This is a genomic window from Amycolatopsis sp., assembly GCF_035546795.1.
Classification (GTDB): domain Bacteria; phylum Actinomycetota; class Actinomycetes; order Mycobacteriales; family Pseudonocardiaceae; genus Amycolatopsis_E.
Genome location: NZ_DASZWC010000002.1, coordinates 62,996 through 85,552, shown reverse-complemented (window position 1 = coordinate 85,552; position 22,557 = coordinate 62,996). Strand labels below are relative to the sequence as shown.

Here is a 22,557-nt window from a genome sequence, read left to right as displayed (position 1 = left end):
TCAGCCTGCCGATCCCGACCACACGAGGTCGTTGTAGGTGACGTCGGTGGAGGAGACGTCGTCGCCGATCAGGTGGAACTGCTTGGCGGCCTTGACGAACGTGTCGATCGAGGCCCGCGGGATCGCCGGGGAGAAGGTCGGCAGGATGACCTTCCGCGCGACCGCGGGGTCGATCTTCATGAACGACGCCAGCTGCGCCCTGGTCTCCTCGGTATGCGTGTTGGCGTAGGTCAGTGACTCGTCGATGGCGGCCTTGATCGTGGCGAACAGCCTGGGGTTCTGCTCCAGCTGCTGCTCGGAGGTGAAGTAGGCCGAGGTGGTCAGGCTGCTCGCCGACAGGTCGAGATAGGGCGACGCGATCACCCGCGTGTTCTTGCCCGCGGCGACGGTGTCGAACGGCTCGGCCGTGACCATCGCGTCGATGTTGCCGTTTCCCAGTGCTGTCACGGCATCCGGGAAGGGCAGCTCGACGAACTGGACCGAGTCCGCGTCGCCGTGCGCGGCGGTGACCGACACTTCGGCCAGCAGCTGCAGCAGGTTGTTGAGGGTGTTGACGCTGACCTTCTTGCCCGCGAGATCGGCGGCCGAGGTGATCGGGCTGTTCTGTGGGACGCGGATCATCGTCACGTCCTTGCCCGCGACCGCGGTGGAGCTCGAACCCGACGCGATCACTTTCAGCGGCAGGCCCTCACTGCGGGCCGAGAGCAGGGAGACGATGTTGCTGAAGCCGAACTGGTATTCGCCGGTCATCACCGGCGGGACGAGCGCGGCGCCGCCCTGTGCGGTGTTGATCTTCAGGTCGATGCCGCGGCCGGCGAAGAAACCCTTCTTCTCGCCGAGGTAGAGCGCGGCGACGTCGATGACCGGGATGAACCCGGCCTGCACGGTCACCGGTGTCCGCGCCGTGGGGTTCAGCCCGGCCACGGAATGGCCGCTGCCGCAGCCGGCCAGTGGCAGGGCCAGCGCGGCCGCGGCGATCAGCGCCGTTCTCCGGCGCAGGGTCCGGAACTCCATCGTTCCTCCACGAGATCGGGGCCCGGCGGACCGGGACCGAAGTGCTGTCGATTCGGACCCTACATTTCTGAACACCTGTGCGCTAGTCGCACGCACGCCTGTTCACTATGCGTACAATGACGGGCACAGCCGACCGGGGGGCCGGTCCGGCGGTTGTGCGAGAGTGGTCGCCGTGTTCGCGCTGGGACGGGAGATGGGGCATGGAGCTGCCGGAGGAATCGGGGGACGCGGACTTCGTCCAGTCACTGGCCCGCGGGCTGGAAGTGATCAAGGTCTTCGACGCGGAGCATCCGTCCCGCTCGCTGAGTGACGTGGCGAAGGCGACCGGGCTGTCCCGGGCCGCCGCGCGGCGCTCGTTGCTGACACTGCTGAAGCTCGGTTACGTGCGCGGCGAGGGGACGCTTTTCGGTCTCACGCCGAAGGTGCTCGAACTCGGGCACGCGTATCTGCGGGCCCTGTCCACGCCGCAGCTCGCCGAGCCGCACCTCAAGGACCTGATGCGCGACGTGCGCGAAACCACGGCACTGTCCGTTTTGGACGGTGACCATGTGGTGCACGTCGCGCGCGTGCCGACCGCCGGGGTGATCACCGTGTCGATCAACGTGGGCGCCCGGTTCCCGGCCTACGCGACGGCGATGGGGCGGGTCCTGCTGGCGGGCCTCGACGGGGAGGCCTTCGAGAAGTACCTCGGCCGCGCCGACCTGCAGCCGCTGACCGACCGCACGGTCCGCGACGCCGATGAGCTCCGGACGATCATCCGGGCGGTCCGGGAAAGCGGTTTCTGCGTCGCGGACCAGGAGCTCAACAGTGGTCTGCGGGCGGTGGCCGTGCCGGTGCGGGACCGGGACGGCGCGGTCATCGCCGCGGCGAACATCGCTGCCAGCGCCGGCATGCGCAGCCTCGAAGAGCTGCGGGACATGGTGCCGCGGCTGCAGGAGTGCGCCACCGCGATCGAGAACGACCTGCACCTGGTCGCCGGCCCGTGATCCACCGCATCCTCGGTGCCCAACCCCGATGACCTAGGGTGTGGTTCGCCGTGGTGTTCGGGAAGCCGGTGTGAGACCGGCGCGGCCCTCGCCACTGTGAGCGGGAAGGTCCGTGTTCACCCATGCCACTGGGCGCTCGTACCCGGGAAGGCGACCACGGCCCGTCCGACCCGTCAGCCAGGAGACCGGCCACGGCACCGAGGAACCTTCCACGAGGTGCTGGAGAGGCGGTTGCCGGTGGGCACGCGATCGATGTGGACGTCGTTGCTGGAGCGGCGTGCGGACCGGATACGGGCGGTCGCGGTGTTCGCCGCGGTGGCGCTGCTGCACGTGCTGGCGTGGGGCACGCTGATGGTCCTCGTGGTGCCGCGGCATTTCGCCGTCGGGACGCAGGTGTTCGGGGCCGGTCTCGGGGTGACCGCCTACACGCTCGGGCTGCGGCACGCGTTCGACGCCGATCACATCGCCGCCATCGACAACACCACCCGCAAGCTGATGGCGGACGGCAGAAGCCCGGTCTCGGTGGGGTTCTGGTTCGCGCTGGGGCATTCGACCGTGGTACTCGTGCTCGCGGTCCTGGTCGCGGCCGGGGCGCACACGGTGGCCACGCTGACCAGCGACGGCTCCGGTACGCACGAGGTGCTGGGCGTGGTCGGGACGGGTGTGAGCGGGCTGTTCCTGTATCTCATCGGGGTGCTGAACCTCGTGGCGCTGGTGGGGATCACCCGGGTCTGGCGGTCGTTGCGCCGTGGCGAATTCGACGAGGCGGAACTGGAGAAACACCTGGCACGGCGCGGTTTTTTCACCCGTTTCCTCGGCAAGGTCACCCGCGCGGTCACCAGGCCGGGCCAGATGTACCCGGTGGGCCTGCTGTTCGGGGTCGGCTTCGACACCGCGACCGAGGTCACGCTGCTCGTCCTGGCGGGCGCGGGCGCGGCGGGCGGGCTGCCCTGGTACGCGGTCGTGGTGCTGCCGTTGCTCTTCGCCGCGGGGATGAGCCTGCTCGACACGCTCGACGGGGTGTTCATGAGCCTCGCCTACCAGTGGGCTTTCGCGCGTCCCCTGCGGAAGGTGTACTACAACATCACGATCACCGGGCTGTCCGTGGCGGTCGCGATGATCATCGGCAGCATCGAGCTGGTGAGCCTGCTGCACGACGACCTCGGTCTCGCCGATCCGGTCACCAGCTGGATCGCCGGTCTCGACCTGAACAACGTCGGGTTCGTCATCGTCGGGTTGTTCGTCCTCGTGTGGGCGATCGCCATCGCCTACTGGAAACTGGCGGGCCTCGACCACCGCCCGGAGGACGAACCCGTGCCGGAAGGCGAGGCCTGAGTGCGAGATGTGCCGGGCCTCAGATCAGCAGTCCGGTCATCACGGCCATGCCGAGTCCCATGACCGCGTCGGTGGCCAGGCCGGCGGCGGGGAGCCAGGGGGCGTGGGCGGGGCGGGCGCCGTCGATGGCGCGGGCGAGCCAGAGCACTCCGGCCACGGCGAAAACGATGGTGAGCACGATCGCGACCACCACCACGTGCGCCGGCGCGTCGATGGTCAAGGTGCCGGCGCCCATGTCCATTCCGGCGTGTTCGCCACCCGCGGCCGGCGCGGCCGTGGAGGTGCCGGACATCGCGGTGGGCATGATCAGCACCATCCACGCCATCGCGGCGGTCATCACGGCGTGGTAGCCGAGCGCGAGTTTCCCGTGGTGGCAGCGCACGTCGAAGACCAGCAGCCCGGTGAACCACAGGGCGGCGATGCTGAAGAGCAGGATCTGCGGTACCCGCGCGAGATTCATCGCCGCGGGCCAGGCCATCGCGATCATGCCCGCGCACATCGCCAGATGCAGCACGTCGCTGACGCGGTGGGCCGCCGATCCGTGGCGGAGGAAGCGGTACGCACAGAACGCGCCGGCCCCGGCGAACGCGAGGGTGAGGATCCAGCGCAGGGGCGTTTCGGGGATCACGCGGCCGCCTTCTTCATGGCACGCAGGCCGAGGCTGATGTCCAGGGCCAGGAATGCCAGCAGGGGCACCCCCAGTACGGGCAGGAAATACGCGACGACCGCCGCGGCGATGAGCAACGGTGCGAGGATGTTGCCGGGCACCCGGCGCCAGGCCCCGCGGACCGGAGCGCGCCCGAAGCCGCGGGTGGGGCGTCGCAGCCACCACATCCGGTAGCCCCAGCAGATCAGGAAAACCAGGGCCAGCGCGAGGATGGTGAGCACGATCTGGTTGGCCAGGCCGAACAACAGGCCCATGTGCGCGGCGATACCCCAGGTGGTCAGCTTCGCCGCCGGCGGGTAGTCGGCGAAGCGCAGGGTGCCGGTGACCTGTCCGGTGGCCGGGTCGACGGCCATCGAGTCCTGTTTCACCGGCCACGTGCGCCCGACCTGTTGCACCACATACCCCTTGCCGGCCGCGGTCGGTGGGCGCACCTCGACCGGACCGGAAAGCCCGGCCTGTGTGGTCGCGTCACGTGCTGCCTGGTACCCGATGTCGGTACCCGGGGCCACAGCGGGGGACACGGTGGAGGGCACCGAGGGGGTTGTCCAGTCCAGCGCGGTGCGCAGGTCGCTGATGTTCGCCCCGGCGTGCAGTGACCAGGACAAGCCGGTCGCGGACAAGAACAGCAACCCGGCGGCTGCCCACAAGCCCACTACGCCGTGCCAGGACAGCAGCCGCCTGTGCCCGGCCTTGCCGCCGGCGGGTACCAGCAGCGCGCGGGCCCGTTTGTGCTTGCGCCGCCGCCCGATCCACAACACCAGCCCGGCGAGCACGATCACCCACAGCCAGCTGGCGGCGAGCTCGCTGTAGAGGCGGCCGACATCGCCGAGGTGCAGACTGCGGTGCAGGGTGTCGATCCAGCCGCGGACCGGCAAGGCCTGGCTGGAGCCATACGTTTCCAGCGACCCTCGTACCTCACCGTCGTGCGGGTTGACGAAGACCGTCCAGTGGTAGCTCTCCGCCAGACCGGGCCGGTCGAAGATCACCTGCGTGGTGTCGGTGGCGTTCACGCCGGGCCGCACACCCGTGATCGTCCCGTCCGGGACCAGCCCCTGGGCGATCTGGGCCTGCCGGTCCAGCGAGACCACCCCCGGGGCCGCCGGCACGTGCAGTTCGTGCGCGTACAACGCCTGTTCCAGCTGTGGCGTGTAGATGTAGGCGATCCCGGTCAGCGCCGCCACCAGCAGGAACGGGCCGACGAACACACCCGCGTAGAAATGCAGCCGCAGCAACAGTGGCCGGACCGCCGCCCAGCCCGGCACCGGCACCGCCGTGGTGGTGCCGGTGCCGGGCAATTCCCGTTCGCCGATCGACATCGCGCTCCCTTCACTCCCCGCCACTAGCACAGGTCGTCCGGAAGGCGCGTCTGGTTCCCGGAATCAGGGCCGGCGACGGTCCCGCGGGTTCGCCATTCTCGCGAGCATGGCGTTGTAGGCGTGCAGCGCTTCCTCGTCCTCGTCGAGATTCACCGAGGCGTCGAGGGCGCCGGCGTTCCCGGTCAGGGCCGAGCGCCGCGCGGATTCCAGCCAGGAACCGAGATCGCCGTCACCGGCGGACGAGGAGACCCACGCGGTGATGACGATGATCGCCAGCACGGCCATGAGCAGATCGCCGCCGACCCACATCATCGCCCCGCCCCAGTGCAGATCGGTCAGCGCGTCCGGCCCCCAGCCCCGGCCGGGGACGACGTACGCCGCGAACGGCGGCCGCGGGGTCATCAGCAGCGTGACCCCGACCAGCGTGTCGACCACCATGCCGGCCAGCAGCACCACCAGGCGCAGCAGCGGGGCGAGCCTGCGGCCGGCGGGCTCCGCCGCCAGTATCGGCAGCAGGAAGAGGTAGCCGCTGGTGAGGTAGAGCAGTTCCTCCACGCCGTGCGGCCACGGGTTGGTCGCGGCGCTCTGCTGGAACGGGGTGAGGTGCGTTCCGGCCACCACGGCGGCGTAATAGACGAACGCGAAAACCGGATGCGTGAGCACGGCGACGATCCGCCCGCGTGCCATCCGGCCGAGCGCCGGGCGCAGCCGCCCGCTCGCCGCGCGCAGAAGTTCCAGTGGACGCCCGAGGATCAGCAGCGCCGGCACGACCATGATCAGCAACAGGTGCTGTGCCATGTGGACGGTGAACAACGTCGTGCTGTACGCGTTCACGCTGCCGCCGGTGGCGATCGCGCAGACGATGAGTCCTAAGTAGAACGACACCGTGGCGCCGCGTGGCCGGTTTCCGGTTCGTAGCAACCCCACCAGGTAGAGCACCGCCGCCGGCAGCAGAAGCACCGCCACCGTGACGGGCACGTCCCATTCGGTCACCAGCGTTTGCCAAGTCAGGGCAGGACGCACGTCCACGGTCGCTCACTCGTTCCTGGAAGGGGTAGCCGGATTTCCATTGTGGCACCGGGTGATACTGGGCCCGGCAGGCCGCCGGTGCGGCACAGCCCGGTTTCCGGGCATAGGCACGAAAGAAGAAGTTGATCCGGTCATGACCGAAGTGCGGTCCGCCCGTTCCGCGGGAGAGGTCGAGCTCGCCATCGGCGGGATGACCTGTGCCGCTTGCGCGGCGCGGGTCGAGCGCAAGCTGAACAAGCTCGACGGCGTCACCGCGACGGTGAACTACGCCACCGAGCAGGCGACGGTGACCTTGGCCGCACCGGTGCCGGTCGGCAGGCTGATCGAGCAGGTGGAAGGCGCCGGGTACACCGCGCGGAAGATCGGGCACCCAGGGCGGGAGGACGGGCGGGACCGGGTCCGCGTGCTGTGGCGGCGGCTGGTGGCCGCCCTGCTCGCCGGTGTCCCGCTCGCCGACCTCTCGGTCACCCTCGCGCTGGTGCCGTCGTTGCGTTTTCCGGGCTGGCAATGGGTTTTGCTGGCGCTCACCGTGCCGGTCGTGACGTGGTGCGCGTGGCCGTTCCACGTGCGGGCGCTGCGGGCGGCCCGCCGTGGCACCGGTTCGATGGACACCCTTGTGTCGCTGGGCATCCTGGCGGCCTCGGGCTGGTCGGTCTACACGATGTTCGGCCGCAGCGCCGGTGCGCACGGGGAAGGCGGGTGGGGCCTGATCTTCCAGCCCGCCGGGTCGATGTACCTGGACGTGGCCGCCGGGGTGACGATTTTCGTGCTCGCCGGGCGGATGTTCGAGGCGAGGGCGAAACACGCGGCGGGGACAGCGCTGCGCGCGCTGGGCGAAATGGGTGCCCGCGAGGTCGTCGTGCTGCACGAGGACGGTGCCGAACACCGGATTCCGGTGGCGGACCTGCGGATCGGGGATCGTTTCGTGGTCCGGCCCGGCGACACGGTCGCCACGGACGGGGTGGTGCTGTCGGGCGCGTGCGGGATCGATACGAGCGCGATGACCGGTGAGTCGGTTCCGGTGGAGGTCGCGGCCGGGGACGCCGTCGTCGGCGGCACGGTCGCGCTGGGCGGCCGGGTGGTCGTGCGCGCGGAGAAGGTCGGCGCCGGCACCCAGCTGGCTCAGCTGGTGCGGCTGGTCGAACGGGCGCAGAGCGGGAAAGCCGCGGTGCAGCGGGTGGCGGACCGGATCGCCGCGGTGTTCGTGCCGGTCGTCCTCGTACTCGCGGGACTGACGCTGGGCGGCTGGCTGCTCGGTGGTGCGCCTGTTGAGAAAGCGGTGAGCTGCGCGCTGGCGGTGCTGATCATCGCCTGCCCGTGCGCGCTGGGCCTGGCCACGCCGACGGCGCTGCTCGTCGCGTCCGGGCGCGGCGCGCAGCTGGGTGTGTTCATCAAAGGACACCAGGCGCTGGAGTCGGCGCGCGCGATCGACACCGTGGTGCTGGACAAGACCGGCACGCTGACCACCGGCCGGATGTCGGTGTCCGGCGTGCGCGTCGCGGACGGTGTTTCCCGCGCTGCGGTCCTGAGTTGCGCGGGTGCCGTGGAGAACGCTTCGGAGCACGGGATCGCCCGCGCCATTGTGGACCTCGCCCGCGCGGAGCTGGGAGCGGTCGGGGAAGCCGAGGATTTCCGCGCTCTGTCCGGTCTCGGCGTGCGCGGCCGGGTCGGCGGGAAAGAGGTCCGGGTGGGCACTTCGCGGCTGATGCGGGCGGAAGGCGTCGCGATCCCGCCGGAACTGGAGCGGGCACACGCCGAGTGGGAGGCGCACGGGCTCACCACCGTGGCCGTCGCGATCGGCGGGGAGGTCGCCGGGGTGCTGGCGCTGACGGACACCGTGCGATCGAGCGCGGGCGCGGCGGTCGCCGAACTGCATGCGCTGGGCTTGCGCACCGTGATGCTGACCGGCGACAACACAGCGACCGCCCGCGCGGTGGCCGCCGCGACCGGGATCGGCGAGGTGATCGCGGAAGTGCTGCCCGCGGACAAGGCCGGCGTCGTCCGGCGGCTGCGGGCGGAGGGCCGCACGGTCGCGATGGTCGGGGACGGGGTCAACGACGGGCCGGCGCTGGCCGGTGCGGACCTCGGTATGGCGCTGGTGACCGGAACCGATGTCGCCGTCGGCGCCTGCGACCTGATCCTGATGCGTGCCGATCTCGCCGTGGTCCCGGCGGCTGTCCGACTCGCGCGCGCCACGGTGCGGACGATCCGCGGCAACCTGCGCTGGGCCTTCGGCTACAACGTCGCGGCGCTGCCGCTCGCGGCCGCGGGGCTGCTGAACCCGCTCATCGCGGGCGCGGCGATGGCGTTGTCGTCGCTGTTCGTGGTCTCCAACAGCCTGCGCCTGCGCGGGTTCGAGCGCGGCCGGCCCGCCTAGCGCTGGGCGCGTCGCTGGGTGGCGGCGTCGCGGCGAAGCCGGTCGGTGTGCTCGGCGATGCCCGTCAGCTGGTCGGCGAGTCCCCGGTGGTGTTCGACGAGGTGCGGGTGGGACGCGGCGAGGGGGGCGAGCAGGTCGGCGGGGTTGTCGGTGCCGAGCGCGTCACCGACCCGGTCGGCGCTGTCCTGCGCCGCGGCAGGGAGCCCTTCGAGGGCGCTGACCTGCCCGGCCAGCTTCCGCAAGGACCCGGCGTTGTGGCGCGCCCACTGCGCGACGGCGCGGTCCCCGGCGCGTTTGTCGCGCTGCGCGTCGACCCGGGCTTCGCCGGTGGCTTCTCCGGTGTCGGACGGTTGCAGCCGCAGGTACCGGCGCTCGGCGGCCTGCCGGCTGGCCACCCCGAGTGCCGGGGCGAGCGCCGCCCAGCTGGTGCCGTTCGAGCGGGCCGCGCTGATCAGTTCCGGCTCCCACGCGCTGAGCTCATCGCGTACGGCACGCAATGCGGCCAGCGCGTCGAGCAGCTGCTCGCGCTCCGCCCCGCCTTTCCGGGCGGCGACGACCACGGCGCGGATGTCGCCGAGGGCGGTGATCGGATCATCCTTCATGTGATGTCATCCTTTCGACGACGAACAACTTGTCATCGATGCGATGACAAGGTACAACAAAAGCGCGTGTTGACACCAGAGACAGGGCAACAGGAGGTGGAACCCGATGTTGATGCGCACCGATCCGTTCCGTGAGTTCGACCGGCTGAACCAGCAGCTGTTCGGCAGTGCGCCGGGGACCTGGTCGAGGCCGGCGGTGATGCCGATGGACGCCTACCGCGCCGGTGACGAGTTCGTCGTCTGCTTCGACCTGCCCGGCGTGGACCCCGCCGCGATCGAGCTCGACGTCGAGCACAGCGTGCTGACGGTCAAGGCCGAACGGCGTCCGCTGGCCACCGGCGACGACGTCCGGATGCAGTTCTCCGAACGTCCGCTGGGCGTGTTCTCCCGCCAGCTGTTCCTCGGCGAGGACCTGGACATCGACCACATCAAGGCCGACTACGACGCCGGTGTCCTCACCGTGCGCATTCCGGTCGCCGAGAAGGCGAGGCCACGCCGGATCGTGATCGGCCAGGCGGGTGGCGAGCCGAGGGAGATCGAGGCCTGACCGCCCGGACACCGTGTCCGTGCCGCGCCGCCGGACGCCCGTGGCGGCGCGGCACTCCGCAACGGGCCCTGCCCGTTCATCGCCCGCCTGGGAGAAAGGTTGTGTACCAGTGACCGCGTCGCTCGACATCTCGCTCCAGCAGCACATCGCCTTTCGCGCGCTGAGCGGCTACCTGCGCGCGGTAGCCGATGAACTCGGAGTGGGGCTGGAGTCCGTCACCGTCGACCACGCCACTCCGGTCTCGGCCTACCTCGCGCTCGACATCCGCCTGCCCCGCCACCCCGACCGCGACGTCGCGCTGCTGTGGGACGAGAGACACGGCTGGGCCATCGCGATCGAAACGCACTCCAGCGAGGACCTGATCGTCCTCGCCTACCTGGGCGGGCCCACGATCACGCCCGCGCCGGGGAAGGTCGCACGGTTCGTCGACACCGTCCGCAGCGACGACCGCGCCGGCCGCGGGACCGTCCCGCCCGCGATCCGCCCGGCCGGGAGTCCGGACGACCTGGCCGCCCAGTTGCTCGCCTACCTGCCGGCCCCCTCGACCGTGGAGCCGTGCCTGTGACGCCTGCCCCGGCCGATGGCGACGCCCTCCGCGAAGCCGAAACGGCGGCCCTCCGGCTCGAGCAGGAGCGTGCCGAACGCGCCGCCCTGCCGGCCCGCTTCGACGCCGTCTGCCGCACCCCGGCCGATCCCGGCGCCGTCAGCGCACGCGTTCAGTGGATACTCGTCCTGGCCGGCGCCGAAGCCGCCGAAATCCTCGCCGAGGCACGCACGGCCTCCGCCCCTGCTCGTGTCCGGACGGCCGCCTGAACCGGGCCGCCGGCGAACTCAGTCCCGTTTGAGGGCGTTGGTGACTCCGGCGACGACGGCCGTGGTGAGCACCCAGCCGGCCCCGGTGAACGTCCACGACCACACCTGGGCCGGGCCCTGGGCGAACCAGGCCTTCTTCTGGCCGAGGTCGACGATCGGCACGAGCACGTCGAGGGTGTAGGCGAACGGCTGGAACGCCGGGCCGGACGGCGCGGACGGCTGCAGCTCCGCCCGGTATGCGCCGCCGAACAGGGTGGTGCCCAGTGCGACCAACGCGACGAGCCACAGCCCGGCGAGCCAGGTGCGGTAGCCGTAGCCGACTGTCAGGTACAGCAGCCAGTTCCACAGCCGGCCGAACGGGTTGAGCACCTGGCGCCGGTGCCGCTGTTTGGCCATGCCGACCCGCCGGGCGGCTTCGACCTGGCCGGTGCGCCGGTACGCGGCCGCCAGCTGGTCGTAGCCGCTGGGGTTGTAGCCGTCGAGCGAGCCGCGGACGAGCCAGGACAGCCGGTCCCGCACGCGGACGAAATGGTTCTGCAGCACCTGGTATTCCAAGCCGAGCAGGGCCACGTCGGGCGGCCAGCTCCGCTCGTCGTCGTAGATTTCCCTGATCTGCGCGCGGGTCAGCTCGACCCTGCCGTGGAACGGTTCCCGCGGCGTCAGGAAGAAGGAGTCCGCGTGCAGGGACGTCAGGGTGAACGCCGCGCGGCCTTCGGGCACCGCGCTGGTGCCGCTGAACCGGAGCTGGCGCCCGATCCGCGCGTCGAACAAGCGGATCTCGCCGTCGGTCGCGAAGTCCGGGCGGAACTCCAGATCGTGGCCGACGCTGAGCCCGTCCGCGATGAGCGCGAAGGACTCCGGGTTGGTCAGCGTGGCGTCGGCGAAGACGATCCGCCGGCCGACACTCGCGGAGATCAGGCGCACCGCGCCGGTGGCCGAAAAGCCGTTCCGCAGGGAAAAGCCGGCGCCCACGGTGATCCCGTCGGCGTGCAGGGCCGGACCACCGGGATTGGACAGGTTCGCGCCATCGAACGAGAGGTCCCCGCCGATCCGGGCCCCGAGCAGCGATACCTCGCCGGTCGCGGTCACCTTCGCGCAGAACAGGGAGCCGTCCACGCTCAGCTCTTCGGCCGAGATCGCGGGGCGGCCCGCGCCGTCCAGGCGGGCCCCGTCCAGGCGCACGGTGCCGCCGATCCGCGCGGACGACAGATAGACCGGTCCGCCGGTCACGAGGCCCTCACCGATCAGGTCCCGGTCGACGACGAGGCCGTGTGCCAGCAGGCCGATGTGCCCGCCGTCGTCCAGCCGGGCGTCGTTCGCCAGCAGATTTCCCTGGATGTGCGCGTTCGTGAGGCTCACGCCCATCGTCGCCGTCACCGCCCCGAGGTCGAGGCTGCCGCCGGCGCGCAGGTTCTGCGCGGAGAGCCCGAACATGTGGCTGCCGCGCAGGCTGATCGACTTCGTCTCCGCGTCGTCCAGCGTGATCCCGTCGAAGACGCACGACTCCAGGGAGAGCGGGCAGCCGATCCTCGTCGCGCCCAGGTCGAGATTCGCGGTGAACCGCGCGCCCCGCAGCCGCAGGGCGCGCGGTGACCCGGCGAGCACCTCGGTGAGCAGCGCCGGGTCGACCGGTTCGCGGTGCTCCGGGTCGCCCCCGGTCAGGTCGAGCAGCTGCCCGCTCCGGCCGGCTTCGCTGAGTTCCCCGATCGTCGGCGTCCCGGCCACGCTGCCCCCTCTTCGTGCTCGATCGGGTCGAGGATCGCACACCCGGCCGGATAATCGGGGGCGCCGCGGGGAACCCCGTCCCGGGTGGAGCGAAGGGAGCGATCCTTGGCAGGTCGTCGCCGTCTGGCCGAGTACCAGGCGAAACGGGACTTCACGAAGACCGGCGAACCGAAGGGGGAGAGCGGGGGCGCGGGCAGCGGTGACCAGTTCGTCGTCCAGCGGCACCGGGCACGGCGCCGGCATTACGACCTGCGGCTCGAACTCGACGGGGTGCTGGTGAGCTGGGCCGTGCCGAAGGGGCCGACGCTGGACCCGGACGTGCGGCGGATGGCCGTGCACGTCGAGGACCACCCCCGCGAGTACGCCGGATTCGAGGGCGTGATCCCGTCCGGGGAGTACGGCGGAGGCGACGTGATCGTCTGGGACCGGGGCACCTGGGCGCCCGCCGAGACGGACGATCCCGGGAAGGCCATCGAGAACGGGAATCTGCATTTCGACCTCTTCGGCGAGAAACTGGTCGGCCGGTTCGTGCTCGTCCGGAAGGGGCGAGGGGAGTCCGAAGCGGGCAAGGAACAATGGCTGCTGCTGCACAAGCACGACGAGTACGCGCAGCGGGGCTGGGACCCCGAGGAGCACCCGGCATCGGTCAAAAGCGGGCGCACGAACGAAGAGGTGGCCGCGGACCCCGACGCGACGTGGCACAGCGACCGGCCGGCCGCCGAAGCCGAGGTCCGCACCAGGCCGGAGGGGCCCACTTCGGCGGAGCTGGCCGCGCTCGATGCGCTGGGCGCCAAGGGAACCTGGAACTTCGGCGGGCACCGGCTCGCCCTGACGAACCTGGACAAGGTGCTGTTCCCCGCAGCCGGCGGCCACCCCGCGATCACCAAACGGGAGCTGATCGCCTACTACGCGACGGTCGGCCCGGTGATGCTGCCCTACCTGGCGGACCGGCCGCTGAACACCCACCGTTTTCCCGACGGGATCGGCAAACCCGGCTTCTGGCAGAAGGAAGCGCCCGGGCACGCGCCGAAGTGGTTGCGGCAGTGGCATTACGACGCCGCCGGTGAAGGCGAGACGCAGTGCTACGTGGTCCCGGACAGCCCGGCGGCACTGGCGTGGCTCGCGAACTACGGTGCGCTGGAACTGCACGCCTGGACCTCGAAGGTGCCGGACGTGGAGCATCCCACGTGGCTGCTGTTCGACATCGACCCCGGCCCGAAGACGGAAGCCGACGACCTGCTCCTGCTCGCCCGGCTGCACCGCACGGCACTGGATCATCTCGGGCTGCGGGGAAAACCGAAAGTCACCGGGCAGCGGGGAATCCAGGTGTGGGTGCCGATCGAACCGCGCTACACCTACGCCGAGACCCGCGCCTGGGCCGAGACGGTCTCCCGGACGATCGGGCGGACGGTGCCGGAGCTGGTGAGCTGGGAGTGGCACAGGGACAAACGCGAAGGCCTGGCCCGCCTGGACTACACGCAGAACGTCATCAACAAGACCCTCGTCGCCCCGTACAGCGTGCGGCCCCGGCCGGGCGCGCCGGTGTCGGTTCCGCTGGACTGGGACGAGCTCGACGACCCGGACCTGCGGCCGGACCGCTGGACCATCCACACGGTGGCGGAACGCCTGCGCCACCAGGGAGATCCCTTCGCCGAGCTGCTCGGCGCCGGGCAGCGGTTGCCGGAGCTGTGACTGTCCTTTGTGTACGGGTTTGCCCGCGGTGCGGTGGGTCTCAACACTGGTTCGTGGGAAAACGACAGCGAGGTGTACACGTATGGGCAGGAGCGTTTCCCGGAAACAGGCCGCCGCGCCCGCCGCGGTCGCGGGGGTGACAGCCGTCGGCGTCGTGAGCGCCGTGGTGCATCGCCGCGCCGGCGGGCGCCGGACCGGCGGGACGCGCTGCGCGAAGCGGACCGGCGAGGTCTACGCCGCCTGGCGCAAGCTGGAGGAGCTGGCGCGGTTCATGGCGCATCTGGAATCGGTGCGGCCGGTGGGCGACGGCACCACGCACTGGCGCGCGGCCGGGGTCGAGTGGGACGCCGAGATCACCGCGGAAAGCGTCGGCGAGTATCTCGAGCGGCGCACGGTCGGCGACTCCGGCGTGCACAACTCGGGCCGGGTCGAATTCCGCGCCGCGCCGGGCGGGCGTGGCACCGAGGTCCGGGTGCGCCCAGCGCCATGTTCGCGGCAGCGCTTTTCCCTCCCGGGATGCGGACGGGTCGGCGCGGCCGCTTCCGCGACGCGCACCGTGCCGGCCATCGCCTTTGGCCGCTTCGGCATCGGTCCCCCCCGCTCGTCCAAAGTGGACAGAAGGCGCCTGCTGCGGCGTTCCCCGCCGACCCGCGCCTCGGCGCGCACCGCGGGCGCATCCGGTCGTACCGGCTTTCGAGCAGGGCGATCACGTCCTCCGGTTCAGGCTCCTTCTCATGCCAAGTAGCCTGGTCGGCGAAGCCGGATTCAAGGGAAGATGCGGGTATGACCAAGACGGTGCACGCCACGATCGCGGAAAGCCGCATGACGACGCTGCGCGCGGAAGGCTTCATCTCCGGTGGCCGGGTGCGGCGTTCGACTGTGCGCGCCGACGCGGCCGCGCGGTCCTTTGACACCTTGATGTCCTGTTCGTCCTGGGCTCGGTCACTGGGGCGCGTGCCGACGGTGCTCGAGCGTGCCCGGTACGTCGGATCCGCCGGCAGGCTGGTGTTCGAGTTCGACCCGCAGCGGGAGTTCCCGCAGTCCCGTGGCATGGTGTTCGCGGCGTCGCCGCACGCGGTCGCCGCGGACCCGCGGACCCGCCTGGCGCGCACTCGTATCGAGACCGCGCCCCGGGAAGCGGGCGGCGCCCGATGAATCCGACCGTCGCAGTGGTGGGCCCGGGGGCGATCGGCACGACCGTGGCGGCGGCGCTGCACGAGGCCGGCCGCACACCGGGGATTTATGGCCGCACGGCGCGGGAACGCCTTGAACTGCACGCGGAAGACGGTCGCGTCGTCGTGCCGGGGCCCGTGCGGATCGACCCGGCACAGGCTGACGGACCGGTCGATCTCGTGTTCCTTGCCGTCAAGTCGACGCAGGTCGAAGCGGCGGCACCCTGGTTGAAGGCGCTGTGCGGCGCGGACACCGTCCTGTGCGTGCTGCAGAACGGGGTCGAGCAGGAGTCGATCGTCGGGCCCTACCTTTCCGGCGCCAGGGTCATCCCCTCGGTCGTCTGGTTTCCGGCCGAAGCGCAGTCCGACGGTTCGGTGTGGTTGCGCGGCGAAGCGCGCCTCACCGTGCCCGATACGGCGGCGTCCCCTGTGGTGCTCGACGCTTTGCGCGGCACCCGGTGTTCGGTCGAGCCTGCCACGGACTTCACGTCCGTGGCGTGGCGCAAGCTGTTGCAGAACGCGGTCGCCGGTCTGATGGTCCTGACCGGACGGCGGGCCGGGATGTTCGCCAGAGCCGATATCGCCGAACTGTCTTCGGCCTATCTACGGGAGTGCCTGGCGGTGGCGCGGGCCGAGGGCGCGGCACTGGGAGATGAGGTGCCGCAAGAGATCCTGGCCGCCTTCCAGGGTTACCCGGCGGATATGGGCACCTCCATCCTCGCCGACCGCGAAGCAGGCCGGCCGCTCGAATGGGACATCCGCAACGGTGTCGTGCTGCGCCGCGGCCGGGCCCACGGCATCCCGACGCCGATCAGCGAGCTGGTGGTGCCACTCCTCGCCGCCGCCGGCGAGGGGCCCGGCTGATCCGGCGGCAGGCGGCTGTCGCCGGAATTCGGGGTCAGCGCCCGAGTTTCCGTAGATCCACGGCCGGATCGCGGAGTTCTTCCACCCCGACAACGGCTTCTCGGGCGATCAGGCGGCGGGCGGCTCGCAGTGTCCTGCCGTTGTCGACGGCCGCGCAGCCCACCAGTTTCCCGGCGGTGTCGACGCGGAAGGCCACGCGGGAGCCCGGGCCGGTCTCCCGCAGGACCGTCGTGCCGGGCGTGCACATGGAGCCGGCCGCTTCGACGTGCTGGCCGTAGCGGTCCGACCAGAACCACGCCGGGGGCCGTGCGACGGCAGGGAGTCCGAGGAGGGATCGCGCGGCCGCGGTGCCGTCGAGCATGGCGGACTCCCAGTGTTCGCCGCGCGGCAGGAGTGTGCCGTCCGGGAGGCGGGTCCGGGCGATGTCGCCGACGGCGTAGATCGCGGGGTTGCTCGTCCGGCAGGCGGGATCGACCTCGATTCCGTCGTGCACCGGCAGGCCCGCGGACTCGGCGAGTCCGGTGTCGACCCCGAGACCGATCGCGGCGAGCACGGTGCCGGCATCGAGCCGGACGCTGGTGCCGTCGTGCCGCTCGATGTCGGCGGTACCGCCGCCGATCCGCGCCGGTTTGCCCCGGATGACCCGCACACCGTGCTTCGCGTGCTGGGCGTGCAGGTACCCGGCCAGCTCCGGCCCGACAGCCGGGACCAGCGGTACCGCGGCCGGATCGACGATCGTGACGGGGACACCCACCGTGCTCGCGCTCGAAGCGACCTCCGCACCGATCAGGCCCGCGCCGATGATCAGCAACTCGCCACCGGCGCGTAATGCTTCGCGGAGTGCGTCGGCGTCGGCCCGGCTGCGCAGGACCCGCGTGTTCGGGAGGGCACGGGGGCTTCCGCCGGTGGCGAGGACCACCGCGTCGGACGTGATTTCCCGGCCTTCGCCGAGAAGTACGCCACCGGTGCCGGGGGACAGCTTCGTGACGTGGCCGGTGATCACCGCTATCGCGTTGTCGTCGTACCAGGCCGCAGGCGCCAGTTCGAGCGTGGCGGCGCCGGTCAGGTACGCCTTGCTCAGGGGCGGCCGGTCGTAGGGCAGGCCCTGGGGATCGACGATCCGCAGGGCGCCGTCGAAGCCGTTCGCCCGAAGCTGCCTGGCCACGGTGAAGCCGGCCAGGCCGCCGCCGACCACGGTGACCGAGCGGAGGGGATGCATGGTTGTTCTCCGTTTCCGAGCCCGTCAGAGCATCGAGCTGCCGCCGTTGACGCTGAGGGTCTGCCCGGTGATGTACGACGCTTCCTCGGACGCGACGAAGGCGACCGCGGCGGCCACCTCGGCGACGGTTCCCGGGCGGCGCATGGGGATCGTCGCGCGGATCTGCTCGAAGAACCCCGCCATGTCCCGGCGTTGCGCTTCCGGCGCGGCGGCGAGGCGGGCGTCCGCCTCCGGCGCGGTTATCCAGGCCGGTGCCACCGTGTTGACGGTGATCCCGTGCCCGGCGTACTCCCGCGCCAGCCCGGTGGCGAGCGCGTGCACGCCCCCCTTGGCGGCGTTGTAGATCGCGTGCCGGTAGAGCCCGTTGCGCACCGATTCGGCCCCGATGTTGACGATCCGGCCGTACCCGGCTTCGGCCATCACCGGCAACGCCGCGAGCGTGCAGTAGAGCGTGGTCCACAGGTTGCGGTCGATGGTCGCCCGCAACGTTTCCTCGGTGTGCGCGGGCGTGGGCAGGATGACCCCGCCCCCGGCGCAGTTGACCAGCACATCGGGCCGCCCGGCCAGCCCGATGAGAGCTTCGGCGGTTTCCCGGCGGCTCAGGTCACCGGCGTGCGCCTTGGCGCCGAGCTCGTCCGCGGCCGCCTGCAGCCGGTCCTCGTCCACGTCGCCCAGCACGAGTGTCGCGCCTTCGCGGGCGAGCCGGGTGGCGATCCCGAAACCGATGGGGCTCGCCGCACCGGTGACCACCGCGACGCGGCCGGTGAACCGGTCACTCATGATCGCCCGCCAGCACATAGACCTTCCCGTCCTCGACGAGAGTCGCGTACCGGCGCAGGTTCACCGTCGCCGGGAAACACAGGGCGGTTCCGTCGCGGACGTCGAACCGGGCGTTGTGCAGCGTGCAGGTGATCTCGAACCCGTCGAGGTCGCCTTCCTCGCCGAGCGACCACTTCTCGTGGGTGCACACGTCGGAGGTCGCGTAGAACTCACCGTCCACTTTGTACAGTGCGATCGCCTCATGGTCGCCGGGCACGGTCATCGTGTCACCGTCGTCGAGCTCCTCGGCCGCACAGGCCAGGATGCGCTTCATCACGGTCCCTCCTCAAAGGACGAAGGAGATCTTGCCCTGCGGATCCAGCCGGTCGTGCGCGAGCACGGCCTTCTTCCGCCGGATCTTCAGGGATCGCTGGGCCGGCACCAGCTCGTAGAAATAGTGGCCCGCGTACTGGTCGAACCTGCCCGCCTTCATGCGGGACACCAGAAAGCTCGCGGAGACCGAGAGACAATCCTCGCGGCGCTCGCGGATCCGGACGTTGCCGATGATCCGGCTGGTCTGAGAATGCGGGAACTCGGCGTGCGCCTCGGGCTTCTTCAGCCGGATGACGCGTTGTTCCAGCATCGTGCGCCGGTCGTGGATCAGCGACCACGTCAGTGCCGGATCGGACTCCGGCGCGTCGGTGGCGGGTACCTCGTAGGTGCAGTCCAGGGTGAACAGCTCCAGCCATTCCTCCAGCCGCCACTCGTCGAGCAAGGATGCTTCCAGGTAAAGGAAATCCTCGACCGCCGCGCGGGTGAACTCGGTCATCTCAGGCTCCCTGGATCTCGCGGGCGGGCTGGTCGAACGGCACGAACTCCTCGACCTCACGCGGTAGTTCCTCGCCGGTCAGCACGGCGTTCCACTGCCGCCACCACGCGCGCATCTGCAGTTCGTCGTTGGCCGCGGGACGGCGTTTGCCCATCCCCTTGGAGATGTCCGACCACGCCATCTCGCGCCGCGCGCCGAAGCCGCGCTGCGCCTGTTCGAGCGCCTCGACGTCGTCGGGCGTGGCCAGGCCGGCCGGGCCCCAGAACGTCAGCGCGTTGTCGATGCGGTACCGCAGCGACTCGGGGTCGAGGCCGCGCGGGGTGATCTGCCAGCTGGAAACCCGGGTGCGGTCCGGGGCCAGCGGCATGATCGTGCGCAGGATCATCCCGAAGTTCAGGTCGATCAGCACGAAGTTGGGGAAGAAGACGGTGTTGCGGGCCAGGTTGAAGACCGCCGTGGCGTAGGACTCGCCGAACCGTTCCACCGCCCTGGCGCGCAGCGCGGCGAGATCGCGGGTGACGGACTCCGTGGCCAGTGGCAGGCCGTTGCCCGGGTACATCAGGGTGGCGTGCCCGTTGCCGAACTCCGTGCCGATCCCGGCGGGCGGGACACCGTTGGTGCCGGCGTCGCCCAGCATCGGCGGGGTCTGCCCGAGCTCCAGCATCATCTCGAAATAGGTGTGGTGCACCGACTTCGCGTGGTAGCCGTCGACGCTGTTCTCCACGAGCAGCTTCCAGTTGGCGTTCAGCGTGTAGTCGTGCGTGCCCGCCAGTACCTCGATGCCGTCCTCGGACTGGTCCACGGCCAGGTCCAGCAGATACGTGGACGTGCCGAGCCAGGAGCGCAGATCCGGGGCGCCCTCGGCGAAGTTGACGAAGTAGAAGCCGCGGTAGGACTCCAGCCGCGGCCCTGGCAGGCGCCGGTAGACCTCGACCGGGGAGCCGGCGTAGTCCTCGGCGGCGGGCACGTTGACCAGTTCGCCGGAGTTGCGGTAGGACCACCCGTGGTAGAAGCAGGTGAAGATCTTGGCGTTGCCCGCGGGATGCCGGCACAGCGAAGCGCCCCGGTGCAGGCAGGTGTTGAGCAGGACGCGGACCTCGCCGTGCCGGTCACGGGTGAAGATGACCGGCCGCCCGCCGACGTCCCGGGTGCGGAAATCGTTGCGGTTCGGCAGTTCCGACTCGTGCCCGGCGTAGAGCCAGGCCGAGCCGAAGATCAGGTCGCGCTCCCGGTCGAAGACTTCCTTCGAGGTGAAGACCTCGCGGTTGACCTGGAACAGCGAGGTTTGCCGGTCGTCGATGACGTAGGACATGAGCGCTGACGTTAGGAAGACGGCCGGGGGCGGTGGGGCGCTGTTCCGGCGGCTGGAACGGCCGGGCCCGGCGGGTGCCGCGGGTCGCTACCGTCGCCGGATGCGCATCGTCGAGCATCACGACGCCGGGGGACCGGACAAGATCCTGCACGTCCGTTCCGTCGGCTGCGACGTCAACATCATCGTCGGCACGCACGACCCGGCCGGGATTCCGTTCACCACCGTGGAAATCCTCCCGCACGAACCGGACGACGACGGGGTGAGCTGGTTCCCGCTCGGCACCCCGAACGTCGTGGTCATGCCCGGCCCGCTCGAGGGAAAGGCGCGGTGATGAGCCGGTTCCTCGGTATCGGGATGACGCACTACCCGCTGCTCGCCGGGACGGACGAGCACATGGCCGGCCTGCTCCGCTGGACCTTGCGTGACCCGGACATTCCCGCCGGGGAAAAGGATCCGGCGAACTGGCCGGCCGCGATGCGGGCGGAATGGGGCGAGGACGAAGGCCGTTCCGCGGCGGCAGGGCACCGGGCCCGGCTGCTGGAGGGCCTCACGCGCTGCCGTGCCGCGCTGGACGAATTCGAGCCCGACGTGGTCGTCGTCTGGGGCGACGACCAGTACGAGAACTTCCGCGAAGAGGTCGTCCCGCCGTTCTGCGTGCTCGCCTACGACGACCTGGAGGTGCCGGCCTTCGAGGTGATGAACGAACGCGGCAGCCCGAACGCCTGGGGCCTGCCGGACGACTTCCGGGTCACGCTGCACGGAGACGCCCAGGCGGCGAGGGCACTCGCCGACGGGCTGATCAACGACGGCGTCGACATGGCGTACTCGTACCGCAAGCGGGCCGGCGCGCACTTTCCCCACGCGATCCTGAACACGCAGCTGTTCCTCGACTACCCGGACGCGGGCGCCCGGTTTCCCTACCGGCTGCTGCCCATCACGGTGAACTGTTACGGGCAGCACGCGATCGCGCGGAAGGGCGGGCTGGCCCGGTTCGCCGAAATCGCCGACGAAAAGCTCGATCCCTCCGGCCCCAGCCCGGCACGCTGCATCGCGGTGGGGCGGGCGATCGCGCGGCATTTCGCCGGCCGCGATCAGCGGGTCGCGTTCGTGGCGTCGTCGAGCTGGTCACACGCGTTCCTGGCGGACGCGCTGTGGCACATCCGCCCGGATACCGAGGCCGACGAACGGCTTTACCGGCTGATGGTCGAGGACCGCTTCGCCGAGCTGGCCGAGGTGACCGGCCGCGAGGTGGTGGAATCCGGCCAGCACGAGATCCTGAACTGGTTCTGTCTCTTCGGCGCGATCCAGGAGCTGAGCCTGCGCCGGGAATGGTCCACGTTGGTCACCACGGACGTGTTCAATTCCAACAAACCCTTTGCCGTGTATCGTTAAACGGTTCCGGGGAACCAGTTTTCGTGCCCGGCCGCGAGCACTTTCCGGTTGTCGCGCGCAACCCGGTCCGCGGCGACGCGGACGGCGTCCTTGAGCGCCCGGTCCACCGCCGCGTCCTTCGTGCCGGTGGACACCGACACCGCGCCGACGGCCCGCCCGCGGATGAGGATCGGCGCGGCCACGCAGGTCACGTCGGGATGGGACTCGCCGCGGGCGACGGCGACCTGGTTCTGCCGTACCTCGCCCAGTTCCTTGACGAGGTCGGCGGCGTCGGTGATCGTGTTCGGTGCCAGCGCCGCCAGCGGCCCGGCCAGTGCGGCCTCGGTCTCTTCCGGGGTCACGTGCGCGAGCAGCACCTTGCCCAGCGCCGTCGCGTGCGCGGGCAGGTCCGTGCCGGGGTCGGCCGAGGGCAGGCCGTGTTCCGGCATCATCAGCCGTTCCACGAACACGACCCGGCTGCCGCGCAAGGCGCCGAGGTGGACGTGGCGGCGGGACCACTGGTGCAGCGCGCCGAGGTGGGGAAGCGCGGACTGGCGGAGACTCTCGATCGGCATCGCCGAGGCGAACCGGCGCATCGGCAGGCCCACCTTGAACCCCGCGCCGTGCGGTTCGATGACGCCCAGCGCCGTGAGCCTGCCCAGCAGCCGGTGCACGGTGGATTTGGGCAGTCCGCTGGACCGGGCGATCTCGGTGAGGGTGAGCACCCGGTGCTGCGGACCGAACGCGCCCAGTACGTCGAAGGCCTTGGAAAGAATCGATCCCGGCGACGAATCCTGCTCGGCCGCGGTCATGGCGCACCTCCTCGTGCGTGTCCGGCGCTACCAGTCTAGTGGGCGGATGCCCGGGAACCGCCCGAGTTCCGGCCACCGAAACTCTCGCCGCGCGGCTGCCGGGTCCGCGTTAGCGT

General features: G+C 70.8%; 24 protein-coding genes and 1 riboswitch. Of the genes, 12 read left to right on the top strand and 12 right to left on the bottom strand.

Translation table 11 applies throughout. From position 1 onward, the window contains the following. A complete protein-coding gene (locus tag VHD82_RS02000) occupies nt 1-1,014 on the bottom strand; it encodes an ABC transporter substrate-binding protein (protein ID WP_325696320.1) in 1,014 nt (337 codons plus the stop codon). Nucleotides 1,015-1,214: 200 nt separating this feature from the next. Here VHD82_RS02000 and VHD82_RS01995 point away from each other — a divergent pair, with 200 nt between their 5' ends. After that, nucleotides 1,215-2,000 carry an IclR family transcriptional regulator domain-containing protein gene (locus tag VHD82_RS01995; protein WP_325696318.1) on the top strand — a complete coding sequence of 262 codons (786 nt, stop codon included), beginning with the start codon at nt 1,215-1,217 and terminating at the stop codon, nt 1,998-2,000. Between the two features lie 34 nt (nt 2,001-2,034). Then, nucleotides 2,035-2,208: riboswitch (cobalamin riboswitch) on the top strand. A gap of 44 nt (nt 2,209-2,252) precedes the next feature. Then, complete coding sequence (locus VHD82_RS01990) at nt 2,253-3,335, top strand: HoxN/HupN/NixA family nickel/cobalt transporter (protein ID WP_325696885.1); 1,083 nt, start codon at nt 2,253-2,255, stop codon at nt 3,333-3,335. A 19-nt stretch (nt 3,336-3,354) separates the two neighbouring features. Here the strand turns inward: VHD82_RS01990 and VHD82_RS01985 are convergent, their stop codons facing one another. The 3 genes from VHD82_RS01985 to VHD82_RS01975 form a co-directional block, all read right to left on the bottom strand. Next, entirely contained in the window at nt 3,355-3,963 is a 609-nt protein-coding gene (locus VHD82_RS01985; RefSeq protein WP_325696316.1) for a DUF5134 domain-containing protein, read from the bottom strand. Continuing rightward, nucleotides 3,960-5,318, bottom strand: a complete 1,359-nt coding sequence (locus VHD82_RS01980; protein ID WP_325696314.1) for a PepSY-associated TM helix domain-containing protein — start codon at nt 5,316-5,318, stop codon at nt 3,960-3,962. Before VHD82_RS01980 ends, VHD82_RS01985 begins: the two co-directional genes overlap by 4 nt. Before the next feature lie 63 nt (nt 5,319-5,381). Next, nucleotides 5,382-6,347 carry a cytochrome c oxidase assembly protein gene (locus VHD82_RS01975; RefSeq protein WP_325696312.1) on the bottom strand — a complete coding sequence of 322 codons (966 nt, stop codon included), beginning with the start codon at nt 6,345-6,347 and terminating at the stop codon, nt 5,382-5,384. A 133-nt stretch (nt 6,348-6,480) separates the two neighbouring features. On the opposite strand from VHD82_RS01975, the gene VHD82_RS01970 reads away from it, so the two are divergent. Further along, a complete protein-coding gene (locus VHD82_RS01970; protein ID WP_325696310.1) occupies nt 6,481-8,724 on the top strand; it encodes a heavy metal translocating P-type ATPase in 2,244 nt (747 codons plus the stop codon). Here the strand turns inward: VHD82_RS01970 and VHD82_RS01965 are convergent. Next, on the bottom strand, nt 8,721-9,326 hold the full coding sequence (locus VHD82_RS01965) for an HSP18 transcriptional regulator (RefSeq protein WP_325696308.1): 606 nt from the start codon (nt 9,324-9,326) through the stop codon (nt 8,721-8,723). The genes VHD82_RS01970 and VHD82_RS01965 overlap by 4 nt on opposite strands. 106 nt (nt 9,327-9,432) lie before the next feature. On the opposite strand from VHD82_RS01965, the gene VHD82_RS01960 reads away from it, so the two are divergent. The 3 genes from VHD82_RS01960 (at nt 9,433) to VHD82_RS01950 (ending at nt 10,686) form a co-directional block, all read left to right on the top strand. Then, on the top strand, nt 9,433-9,873 hold the full coding sequence (locus tag VHD82_RS01960; protein ID WP_325696306.1) for an Hsp20/alpha crystallin family protein: 441 nt from the start codon (nt 9,433-9,435) through the stop codon (nt 9,871-9,873). 109 nt (nt 9,874-9,982) lie between these two features. After that, on the top strand, nt 9,983-10,438 hold the full coding sequence (locus VHD82_RS01955) for a DUF6292 family protein (RefSeq protein WP_325696304.1): 456 nt from the start codon (nt 9,983-9,985) through the stop codon (nt 10,436-10,438). Continuing rightward, complete coding sequence (locus VHD82_RS01950) at nt 10,429-10,686, top strand: hypothetical protein (protein ID WP_325696302.1); 258 nt, start codon at nt 10,429-10,431, stop codon at nt 10,684-10,686. The genes VHD82_RS01955 and VHD82_RS01950 overlap by 10 nt, the downstream gene beginning before the upstream one ends. 18 nt (nt 10,687-10,704) lie before the next feature. On the opposite strand, the gene VHD82_RS01945 is transcribed toward VHD82_RS01950, so the two are convergent. Further along, nucleotides 10,705-12,411 (bottom strand): hypothetical protein, encoded by a 1,707-nt coding sequence (locus VHD82_RS01945; RefSeq protein ID WP_325696300.1) that lies wholly within the window; start codon nt 12,409-12,411, stop codon nt 10,705-10,707. A 105-nt stretch (nt 12,412-12,516) separates the two neighbouring features. Between VHD82_RS01945 and ligD the strand changes: the two genes are divergently transcribed. The 4 genes from ligD to VHD82_RS01925 all read left to right on the top strand — a co-directional run bounded on the left by ligD (nt 12,517) and on the right by VHD82_RS01925 (nt 16,139). After that, nucleotides 12,517-14,103: a non-homologous end-joining DNA ligase gene (ligD, locus tag VHD82_RS01940; RefSeq protein WP_325696298.1), complete on the top strand. Its 1,587-nt coding sequence runs from the start codon at nt 12,517-12,519 to the stop codon at nt 14,101-14,103. An 82-nt stretch (nt 14,104-14,185) separates the two neighbouring features. Continuing rightward, nucleotides 14,186-14,848: an SRPBCC family protein gene (locus tag VHD82_RS01935; protein ID WP_325696296.1), complete on the top strand. Its 663-nt coding sequence runs from the start codon at nt 14,186-14,188 to the stop codon at nt 14,846-14,848. A gap of 38 nt (nt 14,849-14,886) precedes the next feature. Then, nucleotides 14,887-15,258 carry a hypothetical protein gene (locus VHD82_RS01930; RefSeq protein WP_325696294.1) on the top strand — a complete coding sequence of 124 codons (372 nt, stop codon included), beginning with the start codon at nt 14,887-14,889 and terminating at the stop codon, nt 15,256-15,258. Next, complete coding sequence (locus tag VHD82_RS01925; RefSeq protein WP_325696292.1) at nt 15,255-16,139, top strand: oxidoreductase; 885 nt, start codon at nt 15,255-15,257, stop codon at nt 16,137-16,139. The genes VHD82_RS01930 and VHD82_RS01925 overlap by 4 nt, the downstream gene beginning before the upstream one ends. A 34-nt stretch (nt 16,140-16,173) precedes the next feature. Here VHD82_RS01925 and VHD82_RS01920 read toward each other — a convergent pair whose 3' ends face one another. From VHD82_RS01920 to VHD82_RS01900, 5 genes are read right to left on the bottom strand one after another with little or no spacing between them, the layout of a single operon-like run. After that, nucleotides 16,174-17,358, bottom strand: coding sequence for an NAD(P)/FAD-dependent oxidoreductase (locus VHD82_RS01920; protein WP_325696290.1), 1,185 nt, complete (start codon nt 17,356-17,358; stop codon nt 16,174-16,176). 24 nt (nt 17,359-17,382) lie between these two features. Continuing rightward, nucleotides 17,383-18,138 (bottom strand): SDR family oxidoreductase, encoded by a 756-nt coding sequence (locus VHD82_RS01915; protein WP_325696288.1) that lies wholly within the window; start codon nt 18,136-18,138, stop codon nt 17,383-17,385. After that, nucleotides 18,131-18,451 carry a non-heme iron oxygenase ferredoxin subunit gene (locus VHD82_RS01910; protein WP_325696883.1) on the bottom strand — a complete coding sequence of 107 codons (321 nt, stop codon included), beginning with the start codon at nt 18,449-18,451 and terminating at the stop codon, nt 18,131-18,133. The genes VHD82_RS01915 and VHD82_RS01910 overlap by 8 nt, the downstream gene beginning before the upstream one ends. A gap of 12 nt (nt 18,452-18,463) precedes the next feature. Further along, nucleotides 18,464-18,946: an aromatic-ring-hydroxylating dioxygenase subunit beta gene (locus VHD82_RS01905; RefSeq protein WP_325696286.1), complete on the bottom strand. Its 483-nt coding sequence runs from the start codon at nt 18,944-18,946 to the stop codon at nt 18,464-18,466. A 1-nt stretch (nt 18,947) separates the two neighbouring features. Continuing rightward, nucleotides 18,948-20,258: an aromatic ring-hydroxylating dioxygenase subunit alpha gene (locus VHD82_RS01900; RefSeq protein WP_325696284.1), complete on the bottom strand. Its 1,311-nt coding sequence runs from the start codon at nt 20,256-20,258 to the stop codon at nt 18,948-18,950. Here VHD82_RS01900 and VHD82_RS01895 point away from each other — a divergent pair. Both VHD82_RS01895 and VHD82_RS01890 read left to right on the top strand, forming a co-directional pair. Then, on the top strand, nt 20,257-20,589 hold the full coding sequence (locus tag VHD82_RS01895; protein WP_325696282.1) for a hypothetical protein: 333 nt from the start codon (nt 20,257-20,259) through the stop codon (nt 20,587-20,589). The two genes, VHD82_RS01900 and VHD82_RS01895, sit on opposite strands and share 2 nt — an antisense overlap. Continuing rightward, the gene (locus tag VHD82_RS01890) at nt 20,589-21,650 is read left to right on the top strand and encodes an extradiol ring-cleavage dioxygenase (RefSeq protein ID WP_325696280.1); all 1,062 of its coding nucleotides are present in this window, start codon (nt 20,589-20,591) and stop codon (nt 21,648-21,650) included. Before VHD82_RS01895 ends, VHD82_RS01890 begins: the two co-directional genes overlap by 1 nt. Here the strand turns inward: VHD82_RS01890 and VHD82_RS01885 are convergent. Then, the gene (locus VHD82_RS01885; protein ID WP_325696278.1) at nt 21,647-22,441 is read right to left on the bottom strand and encodes an IclR family transcriptional regulator; all 795 of its coding nucleotides are present in this window, start codon (nt 22,439-22,441) and stop codon (nt 21,647-21,649) included. The two genes, VHD82_RS01890 and VHD82_RS01885, sit on opposite strands and share 4 nt — an antisense overlap. Nucleotides 22,442-22,557 lie beyond the last annotated feature (116 nt).

Excerpts from the sequence above, each read along its gene's own strand:
- VHD82_RS02000 (WP_325696320.1), bottom strand. The coding sequence starts at position 1,014 with ATGGAGTTCCGGACCCTGCGCCGGAGAACGGCGCTGATCGCCGCGGCC.
- VHD82_RS01995 (WP_325696318.1), top strand. The coding sequence starts at position 1,215 with ATGGAGCTGCCGGAGGAATCGGGGGACGCGGACTTCGTCCAGTCACTG.
- VHD82_RS01990 (WP_325696885.1), top strand. The coding sequence starts at position 2,253 with ATGTGGACGTCGTTGCTGGAGCGGCGTGCGGACCGGATACGGGCGGTC.
- VHD82_RS01980 (WP_325696314.1), bottom strand. The coding sequence starts at position 5,318 with ATGTCGATCGGCGAACGGGAATTGCCCGGCACCGGCACCACCACGGCG.
- VHD82_RS01970 (WP_325696310.1), top strand. The coding sequence starts at position 6,481 with ATGACCGAAGTGCGGTCCGCCCGTTCCGCGGGAGAGGTCGAGCTCGCC.
- VHD82_RS01965 (WP_325696308.1), bottom strand. The coding sequence starts at position 9,326 with ATGAAGGATGATCCGATCACCGCCCTCGGCGACATCCGCGCCGTGGTC.
- VHD82_RS01960 (WP_325696306.1), top strand. The coding sequence starts at position 9,433 with ATGTTGATGCGCACCGATCCGTTCCGTGAGTTCGACCGGCTGAACCAG.
- VHD82_RS01935 (WP_325696296.1), top strand. The coding sequence starts at position 14,186 with ATGGGCAGGAGCGTTTCCCGGAAACAGGCCGCCGCGCCCGCCGCGGTC.
- VHD82_RS01930 (WP_325696294.1), top strand. The coding sequence starts at position 14,887 with ATGACCAAGACGGTGCACGCCACGATCGCGGAAAGCCGCATGACGACG.
- VHD82_RS01925 (WP_325696292.1), top strand. The coding sequence starts at position 15,255 with ATGAATCCGACCGTCGCAGTGGTGGGCCCGGGGGCGATCGGCACGACC.
- VHD82_RS01920 (WP_325696290.1), bottom strand. The coding sequence starts at position 17,358 with ATGCATCCCCTCCGCTCGGTCACCGTGGTCGGCGGCGGCCTGGCCGGC.
- VHD82_RS01915 (WP_325696288.1), bottom strand. The coding sequence starts at position 18,138 with ATGAGTGACCGGTTCACCGGCCGCGTCGCGGTGGTCACCGGTGCGGCG.
- VHD82_RS01910 (WP_325696883.1), bottom strand. The coding sequence starts at position 18,451 with ATGAAGCGCATCCTGGCCTGTGCGGCCGAGGAGCTCGACGACGGTGAC.
- VHD82_RS01905 (WP_325696286.1), bottom strand. The coding sequence starts at position 18,946 with ATGACCGAGTTCACCCGCGCGGCGGTCGAGGATTTCCTTTACCTGGAA.
- VHD82_RS01895 (WP_325696282.1), top strand. The coding sequence starts at position 20,257 with ATGAGCGCTGACGTTAGGAAGACGGCCGGGGGCGGTGGGGCGCTGTTC.
- VHD82_RS01900 (WP_325696284.1), bottom strand. The coding sequence starts at position 20,258 with ATGTCCTACGTCATCGACGACCGGCAAACCTCGCTGTTCCAGGTCAAC.
- VHD82_RS01890 (WP_325696280.1), top strand. The coding sequence starts at position 20,589 with ATGAGCCGGTTCCTCGGTATCGGGATGACGCACTACCCGCTGCTCGCC.
- VHD82_RS01885 (WP_325696278.1), bottom strand. The coding sequence starts at position 22,441 with ATGACCGCGGCCGAGCAGGATTCGTCGCCGGGATCGATTCTTTCCAAG.